The following is a 20,221-nucleotide window of genomic DNA, read 5'->3' as shown; positions in this document are numbered from 1 at the left end:
TAGGCGCCATGACTGGACTCCTGGATGGCAAGGTCGTCGTGCTCTCGGGGGTCGGCCCCGGCCTCGGCCGCTCGCTGGGCGAGCAGGCGGCGCTGATGGGCGCCGACCTGGTGCTCGCCAGCCGCACCGAGAAGCGGCTGCAGAAGATGGCCGGTGTCATCGAGGAGCACGGGCGACGTGCGCTGGTGGTGCCGACCGACATCACCGACGAGGACGCGCGCCGGCACCTGGTCGATGCAGCGCTGGAGGAGTTCGGGCGCGTCGACGTACTCCTCAACAACGCCTTCGGCATCCCGCCGATGGACCCGCTCACCCAGATCCCGCTCGACGCGCTCCGGCTGGCCCAGGAGTCCAACGTGTACGCCCCGCTGCGGCTCTCGGCGCTCTTCGCCGACGCGCTTGCGGCCACGCTGGACAAGCCCGGCGGCGCGATCGTGATGATCAACTCCGCGGTGCTCTACCAGAGCCAGCCGGAGTTCGCGGGCTACAAGCTCTCCAAGGGCGCTCTCGCCCATCTGGCCTCCTCGCTGGCCACCGAGCTCGGCCCGCGCGGCATCCGGGTCAACTCGGTCGCGCCGTCCTACATCTACGAGGACGTCAACAAGGCCTACTTCGACTGGATGGCGTCGGAGTCGGGGCGCACCCACGAGGAGGTGTACGCCGAGAAGGCCGCACCCACCGACCTGAAGCGGCTCGCGACCCCCGAGGAGGTCGCCCGGGCGGCGCTGTTCCTGGGCAGCGACCTGGCCTCCGCGGTCACCGGGACTGTGCTCAACGTGGACTGCGGGGAGTTCCATGACTGAGACTGGCCCAGGAAAGACGACACAGCGCGAGCGGGCGGATGTGGGGACGTACGAGGACATCTGCGGCGCCGCCATCCGCACCACGGGACTGAATGACTTCGGTGGGACAGACCACGAGGAGGGGCTTCGGCTCCTGGTCGAGGACCTCGCCTCGCCGGAGGCGGGGCTGACCCCGGTCGGCAACTACTTCCATCGGTCCCAGGTGAAGTCGGCACTCGTCGGCCGGCTGATGACCCAGGCCAGGCTCGCGGAGTACCCCCAGCACCAGGACGTACGCATCGAGCGCCCGATCTTCGTCACCGGACTCGTCCGCACCGGCACCACCGCCCTGCACCGGCTGCTGGCCGCCGACCCCGCGCACCAGGGTCTGGAGACCTGGCTGACCGAGTTCCCCCAGCCGCGGCCTCCGCGCGAGACCTGGGAGCAGGACCCGGTCTTCAACGCGCTGCAGGGCGCCTACCGGCAGCACCATGTCTCCAACCCCGAGTTCATGGGGATCCACTACATGGACGCCACCAGCGTCGAGGAGTGCTGGCGGGTGCTGCGCCAGAGCGGCAAGTCGATCTCGTTCGAGTCGCTGGCCCACGTCCCGCGCTACTCGGCCTGGCTGGCGAAGCAGGACTGGCGCGATGCGTACGAGCTGCACCGCCGCACCCTGCAGCTCATCGGGCTCAACGACACCGACAAGCGCTGGGTGCTCAAGAACCCCTCGCACCTGGTCGCCCTCGAGGCGCTGATGGAGGTCTACCCGGACGCACTCGTGGTGGTCACCCACCGCGACCCGGTCGTCTCGGTCGCCTCCGGCTGCTCGCTCTCCGCCGAGGCGACCGCCGGGATGTCGACCACGTTCGTCGGGGAGATCATCGGAAAGACCCAGCTGGAGATGCTCTCCCGCTCGTGGCGCTCGTTCGGTGAGACCCGGAAGCGGTACGACGCGGCGCAGTTCCTCGACGTCGACTACCGCGGGTTCGTCCAGGACCCGGTCGGCACCGTCGAGAACATCTACGCCCACTTCGACATCCCCTGGAGCGACGCCGCCCGAGCCGAGGTCTCCCGCATCGACGCCGAGTCCCGATCGGGCAGCGCCCGACCCAAGCACGACTACAACCTGGCCGACTACGGGCTGACGGAGGACGAGGTTCGCCAGGCGTTCACCCTCTGATTCCGTACGGCATCCACCGCTGCTCCATCGAGGTGCCCTACGGTTCCACGCGAGCTCACGGGTGTGCGGCTCATGACGCCGTCCGACCTCGGGAGCCATGTGATGAACCATGCCGCTGCGGTGCTGAGTGCTGACCCGACGGATGCGCCGGCCAGGCCGTCGGTCAGGCTGGTCACGGTGCTCGCTCTGCTGGGCGCCTTCGCGGCCTCGATGAGCCTCTACATCGCCACCACCCAGGCGCTGTCGTACCACGCGCGTGACGAGGGGCCGAACGCCTCGTACGCCATCTCGCTCCACGCGGGCGAGCTGCCCACGATCGACACGCCGGTGGCGCAGGACCGGGAGCGCTTCCCCCAGATCACCCGCGGCGCGAACCGGGAGGAGTTCGATCGCCACCGGATGATCTGGACCGCCAACCATCCGCCGCTCTACTACCTCCTCGGCGTGCCGTGGGTCGCCCTGGCCGACGCGCTGGACAACCCGCAGGTGCTGATCGCCGGGATGCGGGCGACGAGCGCTCTGGCGTACGGGGCGCTGGTGTTCCTGGTCGGCCTGATCGCCTTCGAGGTCACCCCACGGCGCCCTGCCGCCGCGATGCTCGCCACCGCGATCACAGCCTCGCCGGCGGTGCTGGCGATCGCGGCAGGGTTCGTCATGAACGACAGCGTCGCGGTGGCGGCCTCGTCGCTGACCGTGCTCGCGACCCTGCGCATCCTCCGCCTCGGGGTGACCCGGAACCGGATGATCGTCATGGCGGTCGCCGGCACCCTGGCCGCCGCGACGAAGGCGCCCGGCGTGATCACGGTGATCATGTGCGGTGCCGCGCTCGGGGTGACGCTGCTGCTCCGCGACCGCACCTGGAAGGGCTTCGCCCGGGCGACCTGGCTGACCGCGATCGCCACCGGGGTGCCCGGCCTGGTGATCGGCTGGTTCTACGTACGCAACATCGTGCTCTACGGCGACGCGACCGCGAGCTCGGCGCTGCTGGCGCGCTACCAGCGGGTGCAGATCGACTCCTGGTTCGAGGTGATGACCGCGCCGCGCTTCTGGCACGGCTGGTACGACCACCTGTGGGTGCCGCTCCAGCTGCGCGGCACGACGCTGCACTGGGTGATCGACGCCATCACGCTCGTCGCTCTGCTCGGACTGGCCCTGGGAGTCCTCGCACGCCTGCGGGACCACGGTCGCGAGCGGGGTGTCGTCGTCAGCGCGCCCCGGGTCCCGTCGGTGGCGGCCGTCGGTCTGCTCGTGCTGATCGCCCACGCCTTCGTGATCGTTGTCAACCTCGCCCAGTTCCGCTCCGGCGGCGGCAACCCGCACGAGCGCTACCTGATGACCATCATGCCGCTGGTCGCGATCGTGCTCTCCGTCGGCCTGCTGGCCATCGTCCACGCGTTGCCGTGGGGCGAGGTCCGTCGGCGTGAGGAGGTCGCGGCAGTGCTGATCTCGGCGTTCCTGGTGGGGATGGCGACCGCCACCTTCGCCGTCTGGGTGCGCACCCAGATCCGCGTGGGCGCGGATCTCATGCTCCCGGAGCTCCGGCCGATGCCGTACGTGGTTCTGGGTGTCGGGGCGATCTGTGCGGTCGCTGCGGTGGTGCTGCCGATGCTCTGGCGGCCACGCGCCGAACTGGCGGAACCCGTGCACGCACGCATCGTGGAGCCGCGGCGAAGCGGAAGCACACGCGAAACTGTCGGTGGTCCCGCGTAGCCTGGTTGTCATGCGTCCTGTCACCGATCTCGAGCGTCGTGTCGCCCCGTTCAAGGTGGTCTCCGACTACCAGCCCTCGGGTGACCAACCGGCTGCGATCGCGGAGATCACCAAGCGGATCCAGGGCGGCGTCAAGGACGTCGTCCTGCTCGGCGCGACCGGCACCGGAAAGACGGCGACGGTCGCCTGGACCGCCGAGCAGCTGCAGCGCCCGCTGCTGGTGCTGCAGCCCAACAAGACCCTCGCCGCCCAGTTCGCCAACGAGCTGCGCCAGCTCTTCCCGGAGAACGCGGTCGAATACTTCGTCTCCTACTACGACTACTACCAGCCCGAGGCGTACGTCCCCCAGACCGACACCTACATCGAGAAGGACTCCTCGATCAACGAGGAGGTCGAGCGCCTGCGCCACTCGGCCACCAACTCGCTGCTGACCAGGCGCGACGTCATCGTGGTCTCGACCGTCTCCTGCATCTACGGTCTCGGCACCCCGCAGGAGTACGTCGACCGGATGATCCGGCTGCGGGTGGGGGAGGAGCACGACCGCGACTCGATCCTGCGGCGGCTGGTGGAGATCCAGTACACCCGCAACGACCTCTCCTTCACCCGAGGCACGTTCCGGGTGCGCGGCGACACCCTGGAGATCTTCCCGGTCTACGAGGAGCACGCGGTCCGGATCGAGTTCTTCGGCGACGAGATCGAGCGGCTGATGACGCTGCACGCCGTCACCGGCGAGGTCCTCACCGAGGACCAGGAGCTCTACGTCTTCCCCGCGACCCACTACGTCGCCGGCCCCGAGCGCATGGAACGCGCGATCAACGGCATCGAGGCCGAGCTCGACCAGCAGCTGAACACCTTCGAGAAGCAGGGCAAGATGCTCGAGGCGCAGCGGCTGCGGATGCGTACGACCTACGACATCGAGATGATGCGGCAGGTCGGGTCGTGCTCCGGGATCGAGAACTACTCGATGCACATCGACGGCCGCGAGCGCGGCTCGGCGCCCAACTGTCTGCTCGACTACTTCCCGGAGGACTTCGTCCTCGTCGTCGACGAGTCCCACGTCGCCGTCCCGCAGGTCGGCGGGATGTACGAGGGCGACATGTCCCGCAAGCGCAACCTGGTCGAGCACGGCTTCCGGCTGCCCAGCGCCCAGGACAACCGGCCGCTGAAATGGGAGGAGTTCCTGGAGCGGATCGGCCAGACGATCTACCTCTCCGCGACCCCGGGCAACTACGAGCTGGACCTGGTCAGCCGCGACGGCGGCGAGCCCGACGTGGTCGAGCAGATCATCCGCCCGACCGGTCTGATCGACCCCGAGGTGATCATCAAGCAGACCAAGGGCCAGATCGACGACCTGATCGGCGAGATCAACGACCGGGTCGCCAAGAACGAGCGCGTCCTGGTCACCACGCTCACCAAGAAGATGTCCGAGGACCTCACCGACTACCTGCTCGATGCCGGGATCCGGACGCGCTACCTCCACTCCGAGGTGGACACGCTCAAGCGGATCGAGCTGCTCCGCGACCTGCGGCTGGGGGAGTACGACGTCCTGGTCGGCATCAACCTGCTCCGTGAGGGTCTCGACCTCCCCGAGGTGTCGCTGGTCTCGATCCTCGACGCCGACAAGGAAGGCTTCCTGCGCTCGGACAAGTCCCTGATCCAGACCATCGGCCGTGCGGCCCGAAACGTCTCCGGCCAGGTGCACATGTACGCCGACAAGATCACCCCCTCCATGGAGTCGGCGATCGAGGAGACCAACCGCCGCCGCGCGATCCAGATGGCCTACAACGAGGCCAACGGCATCGACCCGCAGCCGCTGCGCAAGAAGATCGCCGACATCACCGACATGCTCGCCCGCGAGGAGGAGAGCACCCAGGAGCTGCTCAACACCTGGGCCGGCACCGAGGCCAAGGGCCGCGCGGGCAAGACTGCCGCCAAGTCCCCGACCCCGATGCTCGGCGACGCGGCCCGCGAGGCCCGCGAGCGCGGCCTCGTCGGCCTCCCCTCCTCCGACCTGGCTCAGCTCATCGGCGACCTCACCGACCAGATGAAGGGCGCCGCCGCCGAGCTCCAGTTCGAGGTCGCCGCCCGTCTCCGCGACGAGATCTCTGACCTCAAGAAGGAACTGCGGCAGATGATGGAAGCCACTAAGTAGACCGCTCCGCTGGTCGACACGCTCGCTGGCGCTCGCGGCTCGACCAGCGGTGTTGGGTCAACCAGCGAGCATGGACTCGATCAGGTCGGCAGCGCGACGGGTGCCACCCTCGGCGATCGCGTCTGCGCGCAGCTGAGCAGACCGCGCGGCGCGGTCGTGGTCGTCGAGCAGCTCGAGCAGTGCCGTACGCAGCGCCGCGGCAGTGACGTCCTCGGCGTCGATCCGCCGAGCCACGCCGAGCTCGACCAGACGGTCGGCGTTCATGAACTGGTCGACCGCCTGCGGGACGGCCACCATGGGGACGCCTGCCATCAGACCCTCGCTGCTCCCGCCCATCCCGGCGTGGGTGACGAACGCGTCGGCCTGGGCGAGGACGGCGCGCTGCGGCAGCCAGGAGTGGACCTCGACGTTGCTGGGGAGGTCGCCGAGGTCGGCCGGGTCGAGCTGGGTGCCGATCGACATCACGACGTGCCAGCCGGGGAGGGCTGCGTACGCCTCGATGCAGGCGCGGAAGAAGCCCGCGTCGGCGGTGTAGGCCGAGCCGAGGGAGACCAGCAGGACGTGATCGGCGCCGGCGGGGCGGGTCCAGCTCTCGTCGGAGTCGAGCGCGAAGCACGGTCCGACGAAGGTGACGACCTTCTCGTCGACCTTGTCGGCGTGGGGCTGCATCGCCCGCGGGATGAGGGCGAGCGCCCGGTTCGGCGCTCCGGCGAACGTCTCCGGGTCACGAGTGATCGCACCGGCGTCCGCGAGCCAGGCGCCGAACCGGTCCAAGTAGCCGTCGTAGCCCGGCAGCTGCCGCACCTGGGCGCCGACCTCCTCGGCGTACCCGTCCCAGGCGACGAAGGTCGGCGAGAGCTGCACGAACGGTCGCTGCTGCTTCTCCGCGAGAGCCCGGGCGGCATAGCCGCCGATGTCGTAGAGGTAGAGGTCGGCCGGCTCGGCCCCGTAGAACGCCTCCAGATGCGGGAGCACCTGGATGGCATCGTCGAGGAAGACGCCCATCCCGGCGACCGGGTCCTCGGGCCAGAGTCGGTCCTCGACGGGCAGCACCGTCGGCACCGGAACCAGCTCGGCCCCGGTCGGCTTGATCGCGTCGGACATCGACTCGTGGGTGGCGTACGTGACCCGGTGGCCGCGCGCGACCAGCTCCTTGATCAGCTCGAGACTCGGCAGGAGATGGCTGATCGCGGGGGAGGCGACCATGGCGATGTGGTGCGGCAACGACCGCTGCGGTGAAGTAGTCATGACACCTCCGGACGCTATCGGCCCGTAAAGGACCGATGCGACCGAGTTTTGCGTCAACCTTCGCTCACCCGCCCGTCGCGTGCTGTTCACCGCCCGTGAGCCGTGGCTCGTGTGTCTCGTCAGTTTCGGCGATTACCGTCGCCGATGTGACTGTTCCACGGGTCTCGATGTCCCAATCCACGATCTGCGTCCTGCTGCTGGGTGTGCTCGGCTTCGCGATGAGCGCCCAGGTGGCGATCGCGATGCCGGCCCTGTTCAAGGCCGACGAACGGGCTCATGCGGCGTACGCGGTGGCGCTGTCCCAGGGGACGCTGCCGACGATCGACACCGACATCCCCGACGACCCGGCGCGCTACCCGCAGCTGGCCGAGAGCCTCTTCGGGGCTGATGAGGCCCACCGCGACATCTGGGTCGCCAACCACCCGCCGCTCTTCTACGCGATGAGCCTGCCGCTGGTCTGGCTCGGCGACGCCGTCGGCTCGCCAGGCCTGACGCTGCTCGGGATGCGGCTGCTCAATGCCCTCGGCTTCGCCCTGACCACGATCATGGTCGGCCTGCTGGCGCGCGAGCTGGTGCCACGACGCCCGGCGGTGCCGGTGATCGCCTCGGCGATGTGCATCGGCTGCGGCGCGATGACCTTCGTGGGCGGCGGGATCTACAACGACGGCTGGTCCTCGGCGGCGGCGTTCATGACCCTCTACCTCGGGTTCCGGATGATCCGCCAGGGAGTGACCCGCGAGCGCCTGATCGCCGCGGCCGCGGTCGGCGTCGCGGCCGCGGGGTTCCGCTCGACCGGTCTGGTCGCGGTCCTCTTCCTCGGCGCCTGCGTGCTGGTGGCCATGTGGCTGCGGGAGCCGTCGCTGCGTACGTTCCTGCGCGGCACGTTCTGGCGCGCTGTCGGGATCGCGGCATGCATCGGGATGGCGCCGGTGGCCGTGTTCGGCTGGTTCTACGTGCGCAACATCCAGATCTACGGTGACCCGACCGCGTCGGGCTCGCTCTTCGAGAAGTTCGGGCGCGAGCCCAACGGCACCACCCTGTTCCAGCTGGTCAACCCGGAGTTCTACGGCCACCTGCTCGGCAGCCTGTGGACCGACGGCAACATCGCCAACACCTGGAGCCAGGCGGCCGTCATCGTGCTCACGCTCACCCTGGTCGGCCTGGTGCTGGACGCCGCCGCGAAGGCCAACCCGCGTCGTACGGGAGTCCTGCGGCGCATCCAGCTCGCCCCGCAGAGCACGATGCAGCACCGCCAGGACCTGGCCATCTGGGCGCTCCTGGGCGGCTACTGCCTGCTGATCCTGGTCAACGTCGCCGGGTTCATCGCCGGTGGCGGCTGGATCCACGCTCGCTACGCGGTGCCGTTCCTGCCGTTCCTCGCCGCCGGTGCCGGGATCGCCGCGCTGCGCCTGGGGCGGCTCCTGCCGCTGCGGGTCCCGACCGGCTCGCGCACCGGCGTCACCGCGATCGACGAGGCCCGCGACCTGCGCATCGGCCTGGGTGTCTCGCTGGCCTTCATGGTCGTCGGTCTGGTGTGCCATCTCGACACCGAGCAGTACGTCGACGGGCCGGTCAGCAGCACCTTCGCGCTCGTCGCCCTGGTGGCCGCCGACCTGGTGATGTTCGCGGTCGCCGCGTACGTCGCCACCGAGCTGCGCCGGCGGATGCGGCCCGGCACCTTCGACGCTCCGCGCACTCTCGCCGCTCCTGTGACCGAGATCGCGCGTCCACGCCAGGACGCCCGTACCTCCACGGGCCTGCAGGCAAAGTAGCCTCACTATGTGAATGAGCACGATCCCCAGCAGACAACACGAGCATGGGTCGTGTGGGGTATCGCCCTCGCGGTCTACGGCTTGGCAGTCTTCCACCGCAGCAGCCTCGCGGTGGCCGGTCTGGTGGCGACGGAGCGCTTCGGGATCGGCGCCGGGCAGCTGGCGACCTTCGTCATGCTGCAGCTGCTCGTCTATGCCCTCATGCAGGTGCCGGTCGGGCTGCTGGTCGACCGGTTCGGCTCGCGTACGGTCCTCTCCGCCGGCGCTCTGATCCTGGCGGTCGCTCAGGTCGGGTTCGCGTTCGCGGACTCCTACGCGCTGGCTCTGCTCGCGCGTACGTTCGTGGGGATGGGCGACGCGATGACGTTCATCTGCGTGCTGCGCCTGGTCCCGTCGTGGTTCCCGCGTCGACGGGTGCCGCTGATCAGCCAGCTGACCGGCACCGTCGGGCAGCTGGGCGCGATCGCGGCCGCGGTGCCGATGACGTGGGCGCTCGGCCATCTCGGCTGGACCCGGGCCTACCTCACGGCCGCGTTGATCGGCCCGGTGCTTCTGGTGCTGCTGCGCCTATTCGTCGACGACGGCCCCGGTGACAGGCACCGCCGAGGCACCACCCTCAAGCCGCGCGAGCTCGGCCGGAGCCTGATGGCGTCCTGGTACCAGCCGGGCACCCGCCTCGGGTTCTGGATCCACTTCTCGACCCCGTTCAGCTCCCACCTGATGGGGCTGCTGTGGGGCTTCCCGTTCCTGGTGACCTCCGAAGGGCTCTCCGACACCCTCGCCGGCACGCTGCTCTCGGTCACCGTCGTCGCCGCCCTGGCCGCGGGTCCGGTGATGGGCATCCTGGCCGGACGCCACCCGTGGCACCGCTCGACGGTGGCGCTGACGATGATCGCCGCCCTGGTCTCGGTGTGGACGCTCGTGCTCGCCTGGCCGGGCGAGGCGCCACTGCCGGTGCTGCTGCTCCTGATGGCCGTGGTCGGCTTCGGCGGTCCCGCCTCGATGATCGGCTTCGACGTCGGTCGCACCAGCAACCCGCCCGCGCGGATGGCGAGCGCCAGCGGGATCATCAACCAGGGCGGCTTCGTCGCCGCGTTGCTGGTGATCGTCCTGGTCGGCTGGATCCTCGACTGGCGTACGCCGGGGGCCTCGACCTCCTACACGCCGGAGGCGTTCCGCTGGGCGATGTCGGTGCAGTACCTGTTCTGGGGCCTCGGGGTGGTGCAGATCTGGCGTCACCGGCGCGACGTGCGGCGGCGTACGACCAGGGAGCAGGTCGCCTCCGGCTCCTCGATGGTCGCCGACCGAGGTTCGGTCCGATAGCGAGCGCGGAGTTTTCGCCCACTCGTCACCTGAGCGCCAACCACGACGCCGGCTGAACGGCATCTGGCCCCACTAGTTTGTCGAGGTGCTCAAGCCCTCGCGCTCGCTCTCCCAGGTGACCGTTTGCCTGCTCCTGCTCGGGGTGCTCGGCTTCGCGATGAGTGCGCAGTACGCGATCGGGATGCCGGCGCTGCTGAAGGCCGACGAGAAGCAGCACGCGGCCTACGCCATCGTGCTGTCCCAGGGCGTCCTGCCCACGATCGACACGAACACCCCGGCCGACCCGGTGCGCTACCCGCAGTTCGCGGAGGCGCTCTTCGGGCTCGACGAGCCGCGCCGCGACATCTGGGTCGCCAACCACCCGCCGCTCTTCTACGTGATGAGCCTACCGCTGGTCTGGCTCGGCGACGCCGTCGGCAACGTCGGGGTGACCCTGCTCGGGATGCGGCTGCTCAACGCGCTCGGCTACGCGCTGAGCATCATCCTGGTCGGGCTGCTGGCGCGCGAGCTGGTGCCCAGACGCCGGGTGGTCCCGGTCCTCTCCGCGGCGATGGTGCTCGGCTGCGGTGCGGTGACCTACGACGGCGGCGCGATCTACAACGACGGCTGGGGCACGGTCGCCGCCTCGCTGACCCTGCTGCTCGGCTTCCGGATGGTCCGCGAGGGCGTCACCCGGGACCGGCTGATCTGGGCGACGGTCGCCGGCGTCGCGGCCGCCAGCTTCCGCTCGACCGGCCTGGTGGCGGTGCTCGTGCTGGGCGCGTGCGTGCTGGCAGCGCTGTGGCTGCGCGACCCGACGCTGCGTACGTTCCGTCGGGGCGTGGTCCTGGCGATCCGGATCGGGCTGGCGCCGGTGGTGGTGATCGGCTGGTTCTACGTACGCAACATCGTGCTCTACGGCGACGCGACCGCCTCCGCGGCCCTCTTCGAGAAGTTCTCCCGCCAGACCCACGGCGACACGCTCTTCCAGCTGGTCAACCCGGAGCTCTACCTGCACCTCTACGGCTCGCTGTGGGCCGACGACGTCATCCCGAAGATCTGGATCGTGGCCGCCGCGGCGACCCTGGCCGTCACGGTCACCGGCATGGTGCTCGACGTCAACGCGAAGGCCCGGCCGAGGCCGGACGGGGTGATGCGCCGCGTCGTGATCCCCGGTCTGGAGCCGACCGTCCTGGAGCGCCGCCTGGAGGTGGCCGTTCGGTTGCTGATGGGGATCTACTGCGTCATCATCATCGTCAACCTGGCCTCGTTCCACGCCGGTGGCGGCTGGATCCACGCCCGCTACGCGGTGCCGTTCCTGCCGGTGATCGCGGCACTGACCTCGCTCTCGATCCTGCGGGTCGGCCGCCATTGGGTGCGCGGCGTCGATGAGGAGCGAGCCGACCTGCGCATCACCCTCTATGCCGGCGTCGGGTTCATCGTCTCGGCGATGGTCGCTCACCTCCACATCCAGCAGCGGATCGACGGACCGGCCGACGCCTCCTGGCTGTTCGCGCTGATCGCGGCCGACCTGGTGATGTTCGTCGTCGCCGCGTACGTCACCGCGCAGCTGCGCCGCCGGCTGCGCCCGGGCGGCGAACTCTTCACCCGCCGGTCGTCTGGCGACCAGTCACCTGTTGCCGCGGCGAACATCTGAGCCGCGATGGTGGCCGCCCACCCCCACGTCAAGGAGCTTCTGTGGTTGACATCGATCGTCGTCGGTTCCTAGGTCTCGCCGGCGGCGCAGCCGCGCTGACCATGCTCGACCAGAGCATCGCGCGAGCCGCCTCCATCCCCGCCGCCCGCCGGACCGGCACGATCCGGGACATCGAGCACGTGGTCGTGCTGATGCAGGAGAACCGCAGCTTCGAGCACTACCTGGGCACCCTGCGCGGCGTACGCGGCTTCGGCGACCCGCACCCGGCGATCCTGCCCTCGGGCAAGCCGGTGTGGCACCAGCCGAACGGTGACGGCGAGCTGCTCCCGTTCCATCCCGAGGTCGACGACCTCGGCGCCGCGTTCCTCGAGGGCCTCCCGCACAGCTGGCCCGACGGCCAGCAGGCGATCAACGGCGGTCGCTACGACCAATGGGTCCCGGCCAAGGGCACCACCACGATGGCGTACCTCCAGCGGCAGGACGCCGCCTTCCACTTCGCGCTGGCCGACGCGTTCACGGTGTGCGACGCCTACTACTGCTCCTTCATCGGCAACACCGACCCCAACCGCTACTACATGCTCTCGGGCTGGACCGGCAACGACGGCAAGGGCGGTGGGCCGGTGCTCTACAACGACGAGGCCGGCTACGACTGGACCACCTACGCCGAGCGGCTCGAGAAGGCCGGGGTCAGCTGGAAGGTCTACCAGGACGAGGGCACCGGCCTCAACGCCGAGGGCGACAACTGGTGGGGCTGGACCAAGGACGCCTACATCGGCAACTACGGCGACAACTCGCTGCTCTACTTCAACAAATTCCAGGACGCCAAGCCCGGCGACCCGCTCTTCGAGAAGGCCCGCACCGGCACCCGCGCGATCGACGGCCAGGACTACTTCGAGATCCTGCGCGCCGACGTCGAGGCCGACAACCTGCCCTCGGTCAGCTGGATCGCGGCGCCGGAGGCGTTCTCCGAACACTCGAACTGGCCGACCAACTACGGCGCCTGGTACATCGCCAAGGTCCTCGACGCGCTCACCTCAAACCCCGACGTGTGGGCCAAGACCGCGCTGTTCATCACCTACGACGAGAACGACGGCTTCTTCGACCACCTGGTGCCGCCGCACATCAACAGCCCGCTGGTGCCGGGGGAGTCGACCGTCCCGACCGAGAACGAGCTCTACACCGGCACCCACGGCGACGGCCACTACGGTCTCGGGCCGCGGGTGCCGATGTTCGTCGTCTCCCCGTGGAGCGTCGGCGGCTGGGTCTCCTCGGAGACCTTCGACCACACCTCGATCCTGCGGTTCATGGAGAAGCGCTTCGGTGTCGCCGAGCCCAACATCACGCCCTGGCGTCGCGCCGTGTGTGGTGACCTGACCTCGGCCTTCGACTTCTCCCGCACCGCCGAGCCGCCCGCGCTCCCCGACACGAGCGGGTGGGAGCCCGCCGACCGCGAGCGCCACCCGGACTACGCCCCGGAGGCGCCGGCGAACGGGACGATGCCGACGCAGGAGCGCGGCACCCGCCCGGCTCGCCCGACGCCCTACCGGCTCGAGGTCGTCGAGATCGCCGCCGCCGGCGAGATCGCTGTCGAGATCCGCAACACCGGCAGCGTCGGCGCCCACTTCCAGGCCCGTTTGCTCGCCCCGGAGGGTGCACCGCACAGCTACACCGTCGGCGCCGGCGACACCCTCTCGGTGCGCTGGCCGGTCAGCGGCGACTACGAGATCCACCTGCACGGGCCCAACGGGTTCTTCCGCTCCTACGCCGGCACCGCGGGCGCCGACCCAGCGCCCGCCAACCTCCGGCGGGATGGCCGCTCGCAGCGGCTCACCGTGACCGGGCCACGCAAGGCCGAGATCACCAGCGCGTACGCCGGCAAGATCCGCTCCCGTCACCTGGACACCCGCGCTACCGGGGGCTGGTACGACCTGACCCTGACCGTCCCGGGCACCACCTGGGCACGCGGGTTCGCTGGCCACCTGGAAACCGGACGTCCCTCCGTGAGCGACCCGCTGCTGGGCGCCTAGGAGGGATCGCCGGGCCGGTCCTTCTCGGACTGGGCCGGCGGGTCGAGGATCGGGGCAGCTGTCTCGGGGGCTGCCTCGATCTCGGCCTTGGCCGCCTTCTTCGCCGCCTTCTTGGCGGCCTTCTTCTCGAGGCGGTGCACCTCGCGCTGGACGATCGCCTCGCGGCGTACGCCGGTGCCGACCAGGTTCACGACCAGGAAGAGCATCGGATAGATCGGCCACGGATGCCCGTCAGGGGCTGCGGTGAACAGCCAGATGCCCCAGGTGATGAGGCTGACCATCAAGAAGGTGGCGACCGCCTCCTGGAGCTCCTTGCGGTAGGCGGCCGCACCCTGCTCGCGGAACCTGAGGGTCTCGGGAAGGTTCGCTCCGGGCTCGCCGGCAGCGGGTTCGGCGACCACGAGATCGTCCACGAGCGCGGGCAGCTCACCGAGCGTACGAGCCTCCAGGAGGGTGCCGACCCTCTCCTCGTGCTCCTCGCGGGTCAGCCGGCCGTCGGCGAAGGCATCGGTGAGAACGTCGCGTACAACCTCCCGATCGGCATCGGAGGCGCGCATACGTGCGTTGTCGGCCTGCCTCGGGTCGAGGCGGAACCGGGTCCAGAAACCCTCCACACCACCAGCCTAGACGCCAAGCCCGACACCGTCTGTTGAAGCGCCTGCATTAGAGTGACTCGCGCTGGCTACCTGCTAGTATAGAACACGTTCTAGTTTTGCTCTGCCTAGGTTTGAGGGAGGTGGCGGATGCGGATCGCTCTGCTGTCGTATCGCAGCAAGCCGCACGTCGGCGGTCAAGGCGTCTATATCCGCCATCTGAGTCGGGAGCTCGCCAAGCTCGGGCACACGGTCGAGGTCTTCTCCGGTCAGCCCTATCCCGAGCTCGACCTCGTCGGGGAGGGCGTCACCCTCACCAAGGTGCCGAGCCTGGGCCTCTACGAGGAGCCCAATCCGTTCGGCAACCCGAAGCTCTCCGAGCTGCGCGACCTGGTCGACGTCGAGGAATGGGCCCGGATGCGCACCGGCGCCTTCCCCGAGCCGCTGACCTTCGCCAAGCGCGTCCTGAAGGTGCTGAAGGAGCGGAAGGACGACTTCGACATCGTCCACGACAACCAGACCCTGGCCACGCCGCTGCTGAGCATCGAGCACGAGGTCGGCCTGCCGCTGGTCACGACGATCCACCACCCGATCTCCTTCGACCGACGCATCGAGCTGGACAGCGCTCAAGGCTGGAAGAAGAAGTTCGGCGTCTGGCGCTGGTACTCGTTCGTGAAGATGCAGGCGAAGGTCGCCTCGCAGCTGCGGCACGTGATCACGCCCTCGGACAACTCCAAGCGCGACATCCTCACCGACTTCGGCGTCCCCTCCGACCGGGTGCAGACCGTGCATCTCGGCGTACCGGAGGAGTTCGTCCCGCCGACCGGACCCCGCATCCCGGGGCGGATCCTGGCCATGGCCAGCGCTGACGCCCCGCTGAAGGGCATCGCCTTCCTGCTCGAGGCCTTCGCCAAGCTGCGTACTGAACGTGATCTGGAGCTGGTACTGGTCTCCAAGCCCAAGAAGGGCGGCCCGACCGAGCAGCTCATCGAGAAGCTCGCGATCAAGGACCACGTACGTTTCGTCAGCGGCATCTCCGACGCCGAGCTCGTCGAGCTGATGGGCTCCGCGGAGATCGCCTGCGTGCCGTCGCTCTACGAGGGGTTCTCCCTGCCCACCGCCGAGCTGATGGCGTGCGGCACCCCGCTCGTCGTCTCCCGCGCAGGCGCGATCCCCGAGGTCGTCGGCCCCGACGACCTGTGCGCGAAGCAGGTCACCCCGGGCGAGACCGAGGAGCTCGAGCAGGCCATCGCGGCGCTGCTCGACGACCCCGAGCGCCGGGCCCGCTACTCGGCCGCCGGGCGCGCCCGGGTCGAGGAGCACTTCTCCTGGCACGCCGTGGCCGAGCGGATGACGGCCCTCTATCAGCAGTCCATCGACGAGTTCCACACAGACGAGAGGAAGTGAGCCGTGCTCACCGTTGACTTCGACCGCCTTGGCCTTCAAGCCGGAGAGCGCGTGCTCGACATGGGTGCCGGCGGTGGCCGGCACGCCTTCGAGATGTACCGCCGCGGCGCTGACGTGATCGCGTTCGATCAGGACGCCGAGGAGCTGGCCAAGGTCAGCGACTGGTTCTTCGCGATGCGCGACGAGGTCCCCGAGGGCGCGAACGCGGAGGTCAAGGAGGGCGACGCCCTGTCGCTACCCTTCGGCGACGGCGAGTTCGACCGGATCGTGGCGGCCGAGGTGCTCGAGCACATCCACCGCGACGTCGACGCGATCAAGGAGCTCGTCCGGGTGCTGCGTCCCGGTGGCACCCTCGCCATCTCGGTGCCGCGCTGGCTGCCCGAGGTCGTCAACTGGAAGCTCTCCGAGGACTACCACAACACCACCGGCGGCCACATCCGCATCTACACCGACCACGAGCTCATCGACAAGGTCACCAAAGCAGGCCGGCCCAACGACGGCACCCCCGGTGAGGCGATGATCTTCGAGGGCAAGTCGTACGCCCACGGCCTGCACGCGCCCTACTGGTGGCTGAAGTCGGCCGTCGGCGTCGACAACGACAAGCACGTCCTGGTGAAGGCGTACCACCAGATCCTGGTCTGGGAGATCATGAAGAACCCGCTGCCGCTGCGCCTCGCCGGGAAGGTCCTCGACCCGATGATCGGCAAGAGCATGGTCCTCTACTTCCGCAAGCCGGGCCCCATCGCCACCGACCCCACCTCGGCTGCCTGATTCGCGGATGAGAGTCGAGATCCCGTACGTCGACGGGGTGCTGACCCCTGCCCAGATCGTCGCCACGGCCGGGTCGATCGCCCGCGCCCAGGAGGCGTCGGGCGCGATCCCGTGGGTCCCCGGTCAGCACACCGACATCTGGAACCACGTCGAGGCGGCCATGGGCCTGCTCGTCGGTGGCCTGGTGGAGGAGGCCGAGGCCGCGTACGACTGGATCCCGTCCCTGCAGAACGGCGACGGGTCCTGGCCGATGAAGATCGTCGCCGGTTCGCCGGTGGAGACGATCGGCGAGTCCAACATGTCGGCCTACTTCGCGGTCGGGCTCTGGCACCACTGGCTGATCCGCCGTGACCGGGCGTTCGTCGAGCGGCTGTGGCCCTCGGTGCGCGCCGGACTCGACTTCGTGGTCGGCCTGCAGCTGCCCTTCGGCGGGATCGCCTGGACCCCGCGCGACCCGTTCGCCCTGCTCACCGGCTCGTCCTCGATCTACCAGTCGCTGCGCGCCGGGGTCGCCCTGGCCGACCTGATGGACGACCCGCAGCCGGAGTGGGAGATCGTCGGCGGCCGGCTCGGTCACGCGCTGCGCCACCACCGCGACTCGTTCGAGGACAAGTCGCACCACTCGATGGACTGGTACTACCCGGTCCTCGGCGGCGCCGTCGTCGGTGCCGACGGCCACGACCTGATCGAGTCGCGCTGGGACCATTTCGTACGCCCCGGCCTCGGCGCCCTCTGCGTCGACACCAACCCGTGGGTGACCGGCGCGGAGACCTGCGAGCTGGCGATGGCGCTCGACAACATCGGCGACCACCGCCGCGCTTTGCGGCTGCTGACCGAGATGCAGCACATGCGCGCTGACGACGGCGGCTACTGGACCGGCTGGGTCTACGAGTCGCCCGACTATCCCAATCCGAACCCCAACGCCTACTGGCCCGAGGAGCACTCCACCTTCACCGCCGCCGCCGTCATCCTGGCCGCGGACGCGCTGGGGGAGCGCTACGGCGGGTCCACCCCGGGCTCCGCCATCATGCGCGGCACCTCCCTCGCCGCTCCGTTCGAGGAGCTGGCGCTGGAGTGTGGGTGCGAGACGAGTTCTGCAGGGATACCCGGTTAACCGGGTATCCCTGCACTTCTCGGGCAATGCAACACCCGAGAAGTGCAGGAATACCCTGAGCGATGTGACTCCTGTGGCGCCTGGGGTCAGCTGAGCCGACGCAGGACCCGCAGGGAACCGACGGCGTCGATCTCCTCGAACTGCTTCGAAGCGAGCGCAGGGAGGTAGATCTCCTCGTAGGGCGGCCGGCCGCCCTCGGCCGGGTCCGGGAAGACGTCGTGGACCAGCAGCAGGCCACCGGGCATCACCTTCGGTGCCCAGCCGCGGTAGTCCAGCTGCGCGGGCTCGACGCCGTGGCCACCGTCGATGAACAGCAGCGAGACCGGCGTCGTCCACCACCGGCTCACCGTCGTCGAGGCGCCGATCACCGCGACCACCTCGTCCTCGAGGCCGGCCTGCTCGATCGTGCGCCGGAAGGTCGGCAGCGTGTCCAGCCGCCCGGTGCGCTCATCGACCAGGGCCGTGTCGTGGTGCTCCCACCCAGCCTGGTTCTCCTCGCTGCCGTGGTGGTGGTCGACAGTGAACACCGTGCCGCCGGTCAGCTTCGCCGCGGCGCCGAGATAGACCGACGACTTCCCGCAGTAGGTCCCGATCTCGACCGCCGGTCCGTGGGGCAGTCGCTCCACGGCGTACTCGAACAGCGCCATGCCCTCCTCGGGAGGCATGAACCCCGTAGCGTCGAGAGCGTGCTTCAGCAGTTCCGCGGGCATCTCAGGCGTAGACACCCGGGAACCCTAGCCGAGTGGAGCGCGGCCTGCGTCGAGTGGTCATCAACCTGGGATCACGGCGAGAATCCCGCCATGAGCAGTTCCCCCGCCGGGCACGCGGTGATCGTCGTGCCGGTGCCCGAACTGGAGACGTACGTCCTGGAGCGGACGCGCCACTACGACGACTCGTTCGTCTCCGCTGACCCCACGTTCGTGCACGCGCACATCACGCTGCTCGCACCGTTTCTGGCCTCGCCCGCCTCGGACGATCTGGAGCGGGTCGGGAAGATCGCGGCCGCGGCAGCCGCGTTCGACTTCCGACTGGACGACGTACGTCTCTTCGCCGGCGGCACGATCTATCTGCATCCCGATCCCGCGGAGCCGTTCGCGGCACTGACCGCCGAGCTGAGCGCGGCGTTTCCGCAATGCCCGCCCTATGACGGCCTCTTCGAACCGGTGCCGCACCTGACCGCCGACCACATCGCCGGGGGAGTGGACCTCGACTCGACACGTACGTCCCTGGCGCCGTTTCTCCCCGCGCGATGTCACGCGGACCGGGTCAGCCTGCAGTGGTACGCGAACCACGGCTGCCGGACCATCGCCGAGTGGCCACTGGGCGGAGCCCAGCGTCAGGGTCCAGGGGCGGACATCGCCTGCATGACGTAGCCGACGGCGACGAGCATCGTCAGGCTGCTGATGGCGATGCCGGCGACCGCGGCCCAGCGGCCGCGACGCTTGTCGTCGGCGGTGCGGGCCAAGCCGATGATGCCGAGGATGAAGCCGAGCGGGCCACACATCAGCACGCTGGCGAGCAGCGACGCGACCGAGACCGCGTCGAGCGGCACGGAATAGAGCGACCAGGCGTTGGCCGGCTTGTCCGCGGACGGCGCGGTCTGCTGCTGCGGGGCAGCCTGCTGCGGAGCCACCGGCTGAGGGTTCGGGGGCTGCGGCGCGGCGGCGGGCTGCGAAGGAGGCGGCTCCGTCACGGTGCGAGGAGGCTTCGGCGCCGGAGTCCGCTGTCGCGAGGACAGCGCGGCGTTGGCCGCTCGGGCCTGCCGCGTGGCCTGCCGCAGCCGGTTGGCCGACGGGCGCACCCGGGCGGGTGGAGGAACCGGGGCCGGCGAGCTGCCTCCGGGCGCCGGGGCGGGCCGCGGAGTCGCGGCACCCCACTCGGCCCGCCAACGCCGGTCGCGGCTGAGCGGCGGAGTAGGAGAAGCAGACGCGGGCGCCTTCCCCGCGGCCGCCGAGGCAGCGGCCTTACGGCGGCGCCGGGCGAGCTCCTCGTCGAGGGTGGCCCTGGCGACCGGGTCGAGCAGCACGTCGCGCGCCCGGTTGATGCGCATCATCAACTCGCCGTCAGCGGCACGACCCCCACGGTCGGGGTGGAACTGCTTGGCGAGCTCACGATGGCGTGCTCGGACGGCCGCGTCGTCCGCGTCCGGACCGATTTCGAGCACGGCATAGGCGTCGATGAACTTCCCGCTCACTCAACGCCCCCCACGCACAGTCCTTCGGTTGTCGGCCTCGCCCCCGGGCTCATCCACACCTGGCGCATAAATCCCAGAGCAATGAAATCCTAGAGCAGTTGCGGCGAGATGCTGGTTTCGCCACGGGAAATTGATCGAGGGCCGCCCGAACGGGCGGCCCTCGATGTGGAGCGGACGACGAGGCTCGAACTCGCGACCTCAACCTTGGCAAGGTTTGATCACCGTCGACGCCTGATCGGCCGCAATCACCCAGAGTTCGTCGGGGCAGCGATTCTTTACCAAAGGAAGTCGTCGTTCGGCGCTACGGTT

16 protein-coding genes and 1 tRNA gene are annotated in these 20,221 nt (G+C 69.5%); 12 read left to right on the top strand and 5 right to left on the bottom strand.

All coding sequences use genetic code 11. The annotated features are described in order from the left end of the window. The first annotated feature begins 8 nt into the window (after positions 1 to 8). From ABZY89_RS12295 to uvrB, 4 genes are all read left to right on the top strand, one after another. Complete coding sequence (locus ABZY89_RS12295) at positions 9 to 803, top strand: SDR family oxidoreductase (RefSeq protein WP_355227463.1); 795 nt, start codon at positions 9 to 11, stop codon at positions 801 to 803. Next, positions 796 to 1,965, top strand: a complete 1,170-nt coding sequence (locus ABZY89_RS12290) for a sulfotransferase (RefSeq protein WP_355227461.1) — start codon at positions 796 to 798, stop codon at positions 1,963 to 1,965. Before ABZY89_RS12295 ends, ABZY89_RS12290 begins: the two co-directional genes overlap by 8 nt. A gap of 102 nt (positions 1,966 to 2,067) precedes the next feature. Continuing rightward, a complete protein-coding gene (locus ABZY89_RS12285) occupies positions 2,068 to 3,675 on the top strand; it encodes a hypothetical protein (protein WP_355227459.1) in 1,608 nt (535 codons plus the stop codon). A 10-nt stretch (positions 3,676 to 3,685) separates the two neighbouring features. Further along, on the top strand, positions 3,686 to 5,827 hold the full coding sequence (gene uvrB, locus ABZY89_RS12280; protein WP_355227457.1) for an excinuclease ABC subunit UvrB: 2,142 nt from the start codon (positions 3,686 to 3,688) through the stop codon (positions 5,825 to 5,827). A gap of 57 nt (positions 5,828 to 5,884) precedes the next feature. Here uvrB and ABZY89_RS12275 read toward each other — a convergent pair whose 3' ends face one another. Further along, on the bottom strand, positions 5,885 to 7,075 hold the full coding sequence (locus tag ABZY89_RS12275; protein ID WP_355227455.1) for a macrolide family glycosyltransferase: 1,191 nt from the start codon (positions 7,073 to 7,075) through the stop codon (positions 5,885 to 5,887). A gap of 146 nt (positions 7,076 to 7,221) precedes the next feature. On the opposite strand from ABZY89_RS12275, the gene ABZY89_RS12270 reads away from it, so the two are divergent. The 4 genes from ABZY89_RS12270 to ABZY89_RS12255 all read left to right on the top strand — a co-directional run bounded on the left by ABZY89_RS12270 (position 7,222) and on the right by ABZY89_RS12255 (position 13,833). Next, positions 7,222 to 8,847, top strand: coding sequence for a hypothetical protein (locus tag ABZY89_RS12270; RefSeq protein ID WP_355227453.1), 1,626 nt, complete (start codon positions 7,222 to 7,224; stop codon positions 8,845 to 8,847). 9 nt (positions 8,848 to 8,856) lie between these two features. Next, positions 8,857 to 10,170, top strand: coding sequence for an MFS transporter (locus ABZY89_RS12265; RefSeq protein WP_355227452.1), 1,314 nt, complete (start codon positions 8,857 to 8,859; stop codon positions 10,168 to 10,170). 85 nt (positions 10,171 to 10,255) lie between these two features. Beyond that, positions 10,256 to 11,806, top strand: coding sequence for a hypothetical protein (locus tag ABZY89_RS12260; protein ID WP_355227450.1), 1,551 nt, complete (start codon positions 10,256 to 10,258; stop codon positions 11,804 to 11,806). Positions 11,807 to 11,847: 41 nt separating this feature from the next. After that, positions 11,848 to 13,833, top strand: a complete 1,986-nt coding sequence (locus tag ABZY89_RS12255; RefSeq protein ID WP_355227448.1) for a phosphocholine-specific phospholipase C — start codon at positions 11,848 to 11,850, stop codon at positions 13,831 to 13,833. On the opposite strand, the gene ABZY89_RS12250 is transcribed toward ABZY89_RS12255, so the two are convergent. Continuing rightward, complete coding sequence (locus ABZY89_RS12250; RefSeq protein ID WP_355227446.1) at positions 13,830 to 14,447, bottom strand: DUF1707 domain-containing protein; 618 nt, start codon at positions 14,445 to 14,447, stop codon at positions 13,830 to 13,832. The genes ABZY89_RS12255 and ABZY89_RS12250 overlap by 4 nt on opposite strands. A gap of 129 nt (positions 14,448 to 14,576) precedes the next feature. Here ABZY89_RS12250 and ABZY89_RS12245 point away from each other — a divergent pair, with 129 nt between their 5' ends. The 3 genes from ABZY89_RS12245 to ABZY89_RS12235 are packed head-to-tail and all read left to right on the top strand — an operon-like array spanning position 14,577 to position 17,718. After that, positions 14,577 to 15,833: a glycosyltransferase family 4 protein gene (locus ABZY89_RS12245; protein ID WP_355227444.1), complete on the top strand. Its 1,257-nt coding sequence runs from the start codon at positions 14,577 to 14,579 to the stop codon at positions 15,831 to 15,833. A gap of 3 nt (positions 15,834 to 15,836) precedes the next feature. Then, entirely contained in the window at positions 15,837 to 16,604 is a 768-nt protein-coding gene (locus ABZY89_RS12240) for a class I SAM-dependent methyltransferase (RefSeq protein ID WP_355227442.1), read from the top strand. Positions 16,605 to 16,611: 7 nt separating this feature from the next. Beyond that, complete coding sequence (locus ABZY89_RS12235) at positions 16,612 to 17,718, top strand: prenyltransferase (protein WP_355227440.1); 1,107 nt, start codon at positions 16,612 to 16,614, stop codon at positions 17,716 to 17,718. Between the two features lie 86 nt (positions 17,719 to 17,804). On the opposite strand, the gene ABZY89_RS12230 is transcribed toward ABZY89_RS12235, so the two are convergent. Further along, positions 17,805 to 18,443 (bottom strand): class I SAM-dependent methyltransferase, encoded by a 639-nt coding sequence (locus ABZY89_RS12230; protein WP_355227438.1) that lies wholly within the window; start codon positions 18,441 to 18,443, stop codon positions 17,805 to 17,807. Positions 18,444 to 18,518: 75 nt separating this feature from the next. On the opposite strand from ABZY89_RS12230, the gene ABZY89_RS12225 reads away from it, so the two are divergent. Next, complete coding sequence (locus tag ABZY89_RS12225) at positions 18,519 to 19,091, top strand: 2'-5' RNA ligase family protein (RefSeq protein ID WP_355227436.1); 573 nt, start codon at positions 18,519 to 18,521, stop codon at positions 19,089 to 19,091. On the opposite strand, the gene ABZY89_RS12220 is transcribed toward ABZY89_RS12225, so the two are convergent. Beyond that, positions 19,055 to 19,912, bottom strand: coding sequence for a DnaJ domain-containing protein (locus tag ABZY89_RS12220; RefSeq protein WP_355227434.1), 858 nt, complete (start codon positions 19,910 to 19,912; stop codon positions 19,055 to 19,057). The two genes, ABZY89_RS12225 and ABZY89_RS12220, sit on opposite strands and share 37 nt — an antisense overlap. Positions 19,913 to 20,078: 166 nt before the next feature. Beyond that, a tRNA-Ser gene (locus ABZY89_RS12215) sits at positions 20,079 to 20,155 on the bottom strand. Positions 20,156 to 20,221 lie beyond the last annotated feature (66 nt).

The organism is Nocardioides sp. NPDC006303, assembly GCF_040613175.1.
GTDB lineage: Bacteria > Actinomycetota > Actinomycetes > Propionibacteriales > Nocardioidaceae > Nocardioides.
Note: the sequence above shows the minus strand (reverse complement) of the source record. Positions and strands in the feature narration are given on the sequence as shown.

Excerpts from the sequence above, each read along its gene's own strand:
- ABZY89_RS12295 (WP_355227463.1), top strand. The coding sequence starts at position 9 with ATGACTGGACTCCTGGATGGCAAGGTCGTCGTGCTCTCGGGGGTCGGC.
- ABZY89_RS12290 (WP_355227461.1), top strand. The coding sequence starts at position 796 with ATGACTGAGACTGGCCCAGGAAAGACGACACAGCGCGAGCGGGCGGAT.
- ABZY89_RS12285 (WP_355227459.1), top strand. The coding sequence starts at position 2,068 with ATGAACCATGCCGCTGCGGTGCTGAGTGCTGACCCGACGGATGCGCCG.
- uvrB (WP_355227457.1), top strand. The coding sequence starts at position 3,686 with ATGCGTCCTGTCACCGATCTCGAGCGTCGTGTCGCCCCGTTCAAGGTG.
- ABZY89_RS12275 (WP_355227455.1), bottom strand. The coding sequence starts at position 7,075 with ATGACTACTTCACCGCAGCGGTCGTTGCCGCACCACATCGCCATGGTC.
- ABZY89_RS12245 (WP_355227444.1), top strand. The coding sequence starts at position 14,577 with ATGCGGATCGCTCTGCTGTCGTATCGCAGCAAGCCGCACGTCGGCGGT.
- ABZY89_RS12235 (WP_355227440.1), top strand. The coding sequence starts at position 16,612 with ATGAGAGTCGAGATCCCGTACGTCGACGGGGTGCTGACCCCTGCCCAG.
- ABZY89_RS12225 (WP_355227436.1), top strand. The coding sequence starts at position 18,519 with ATGAGCAGTTCCCCCGCCGGGCACGCGGTGATCGTCGTGCCGGTGCCC.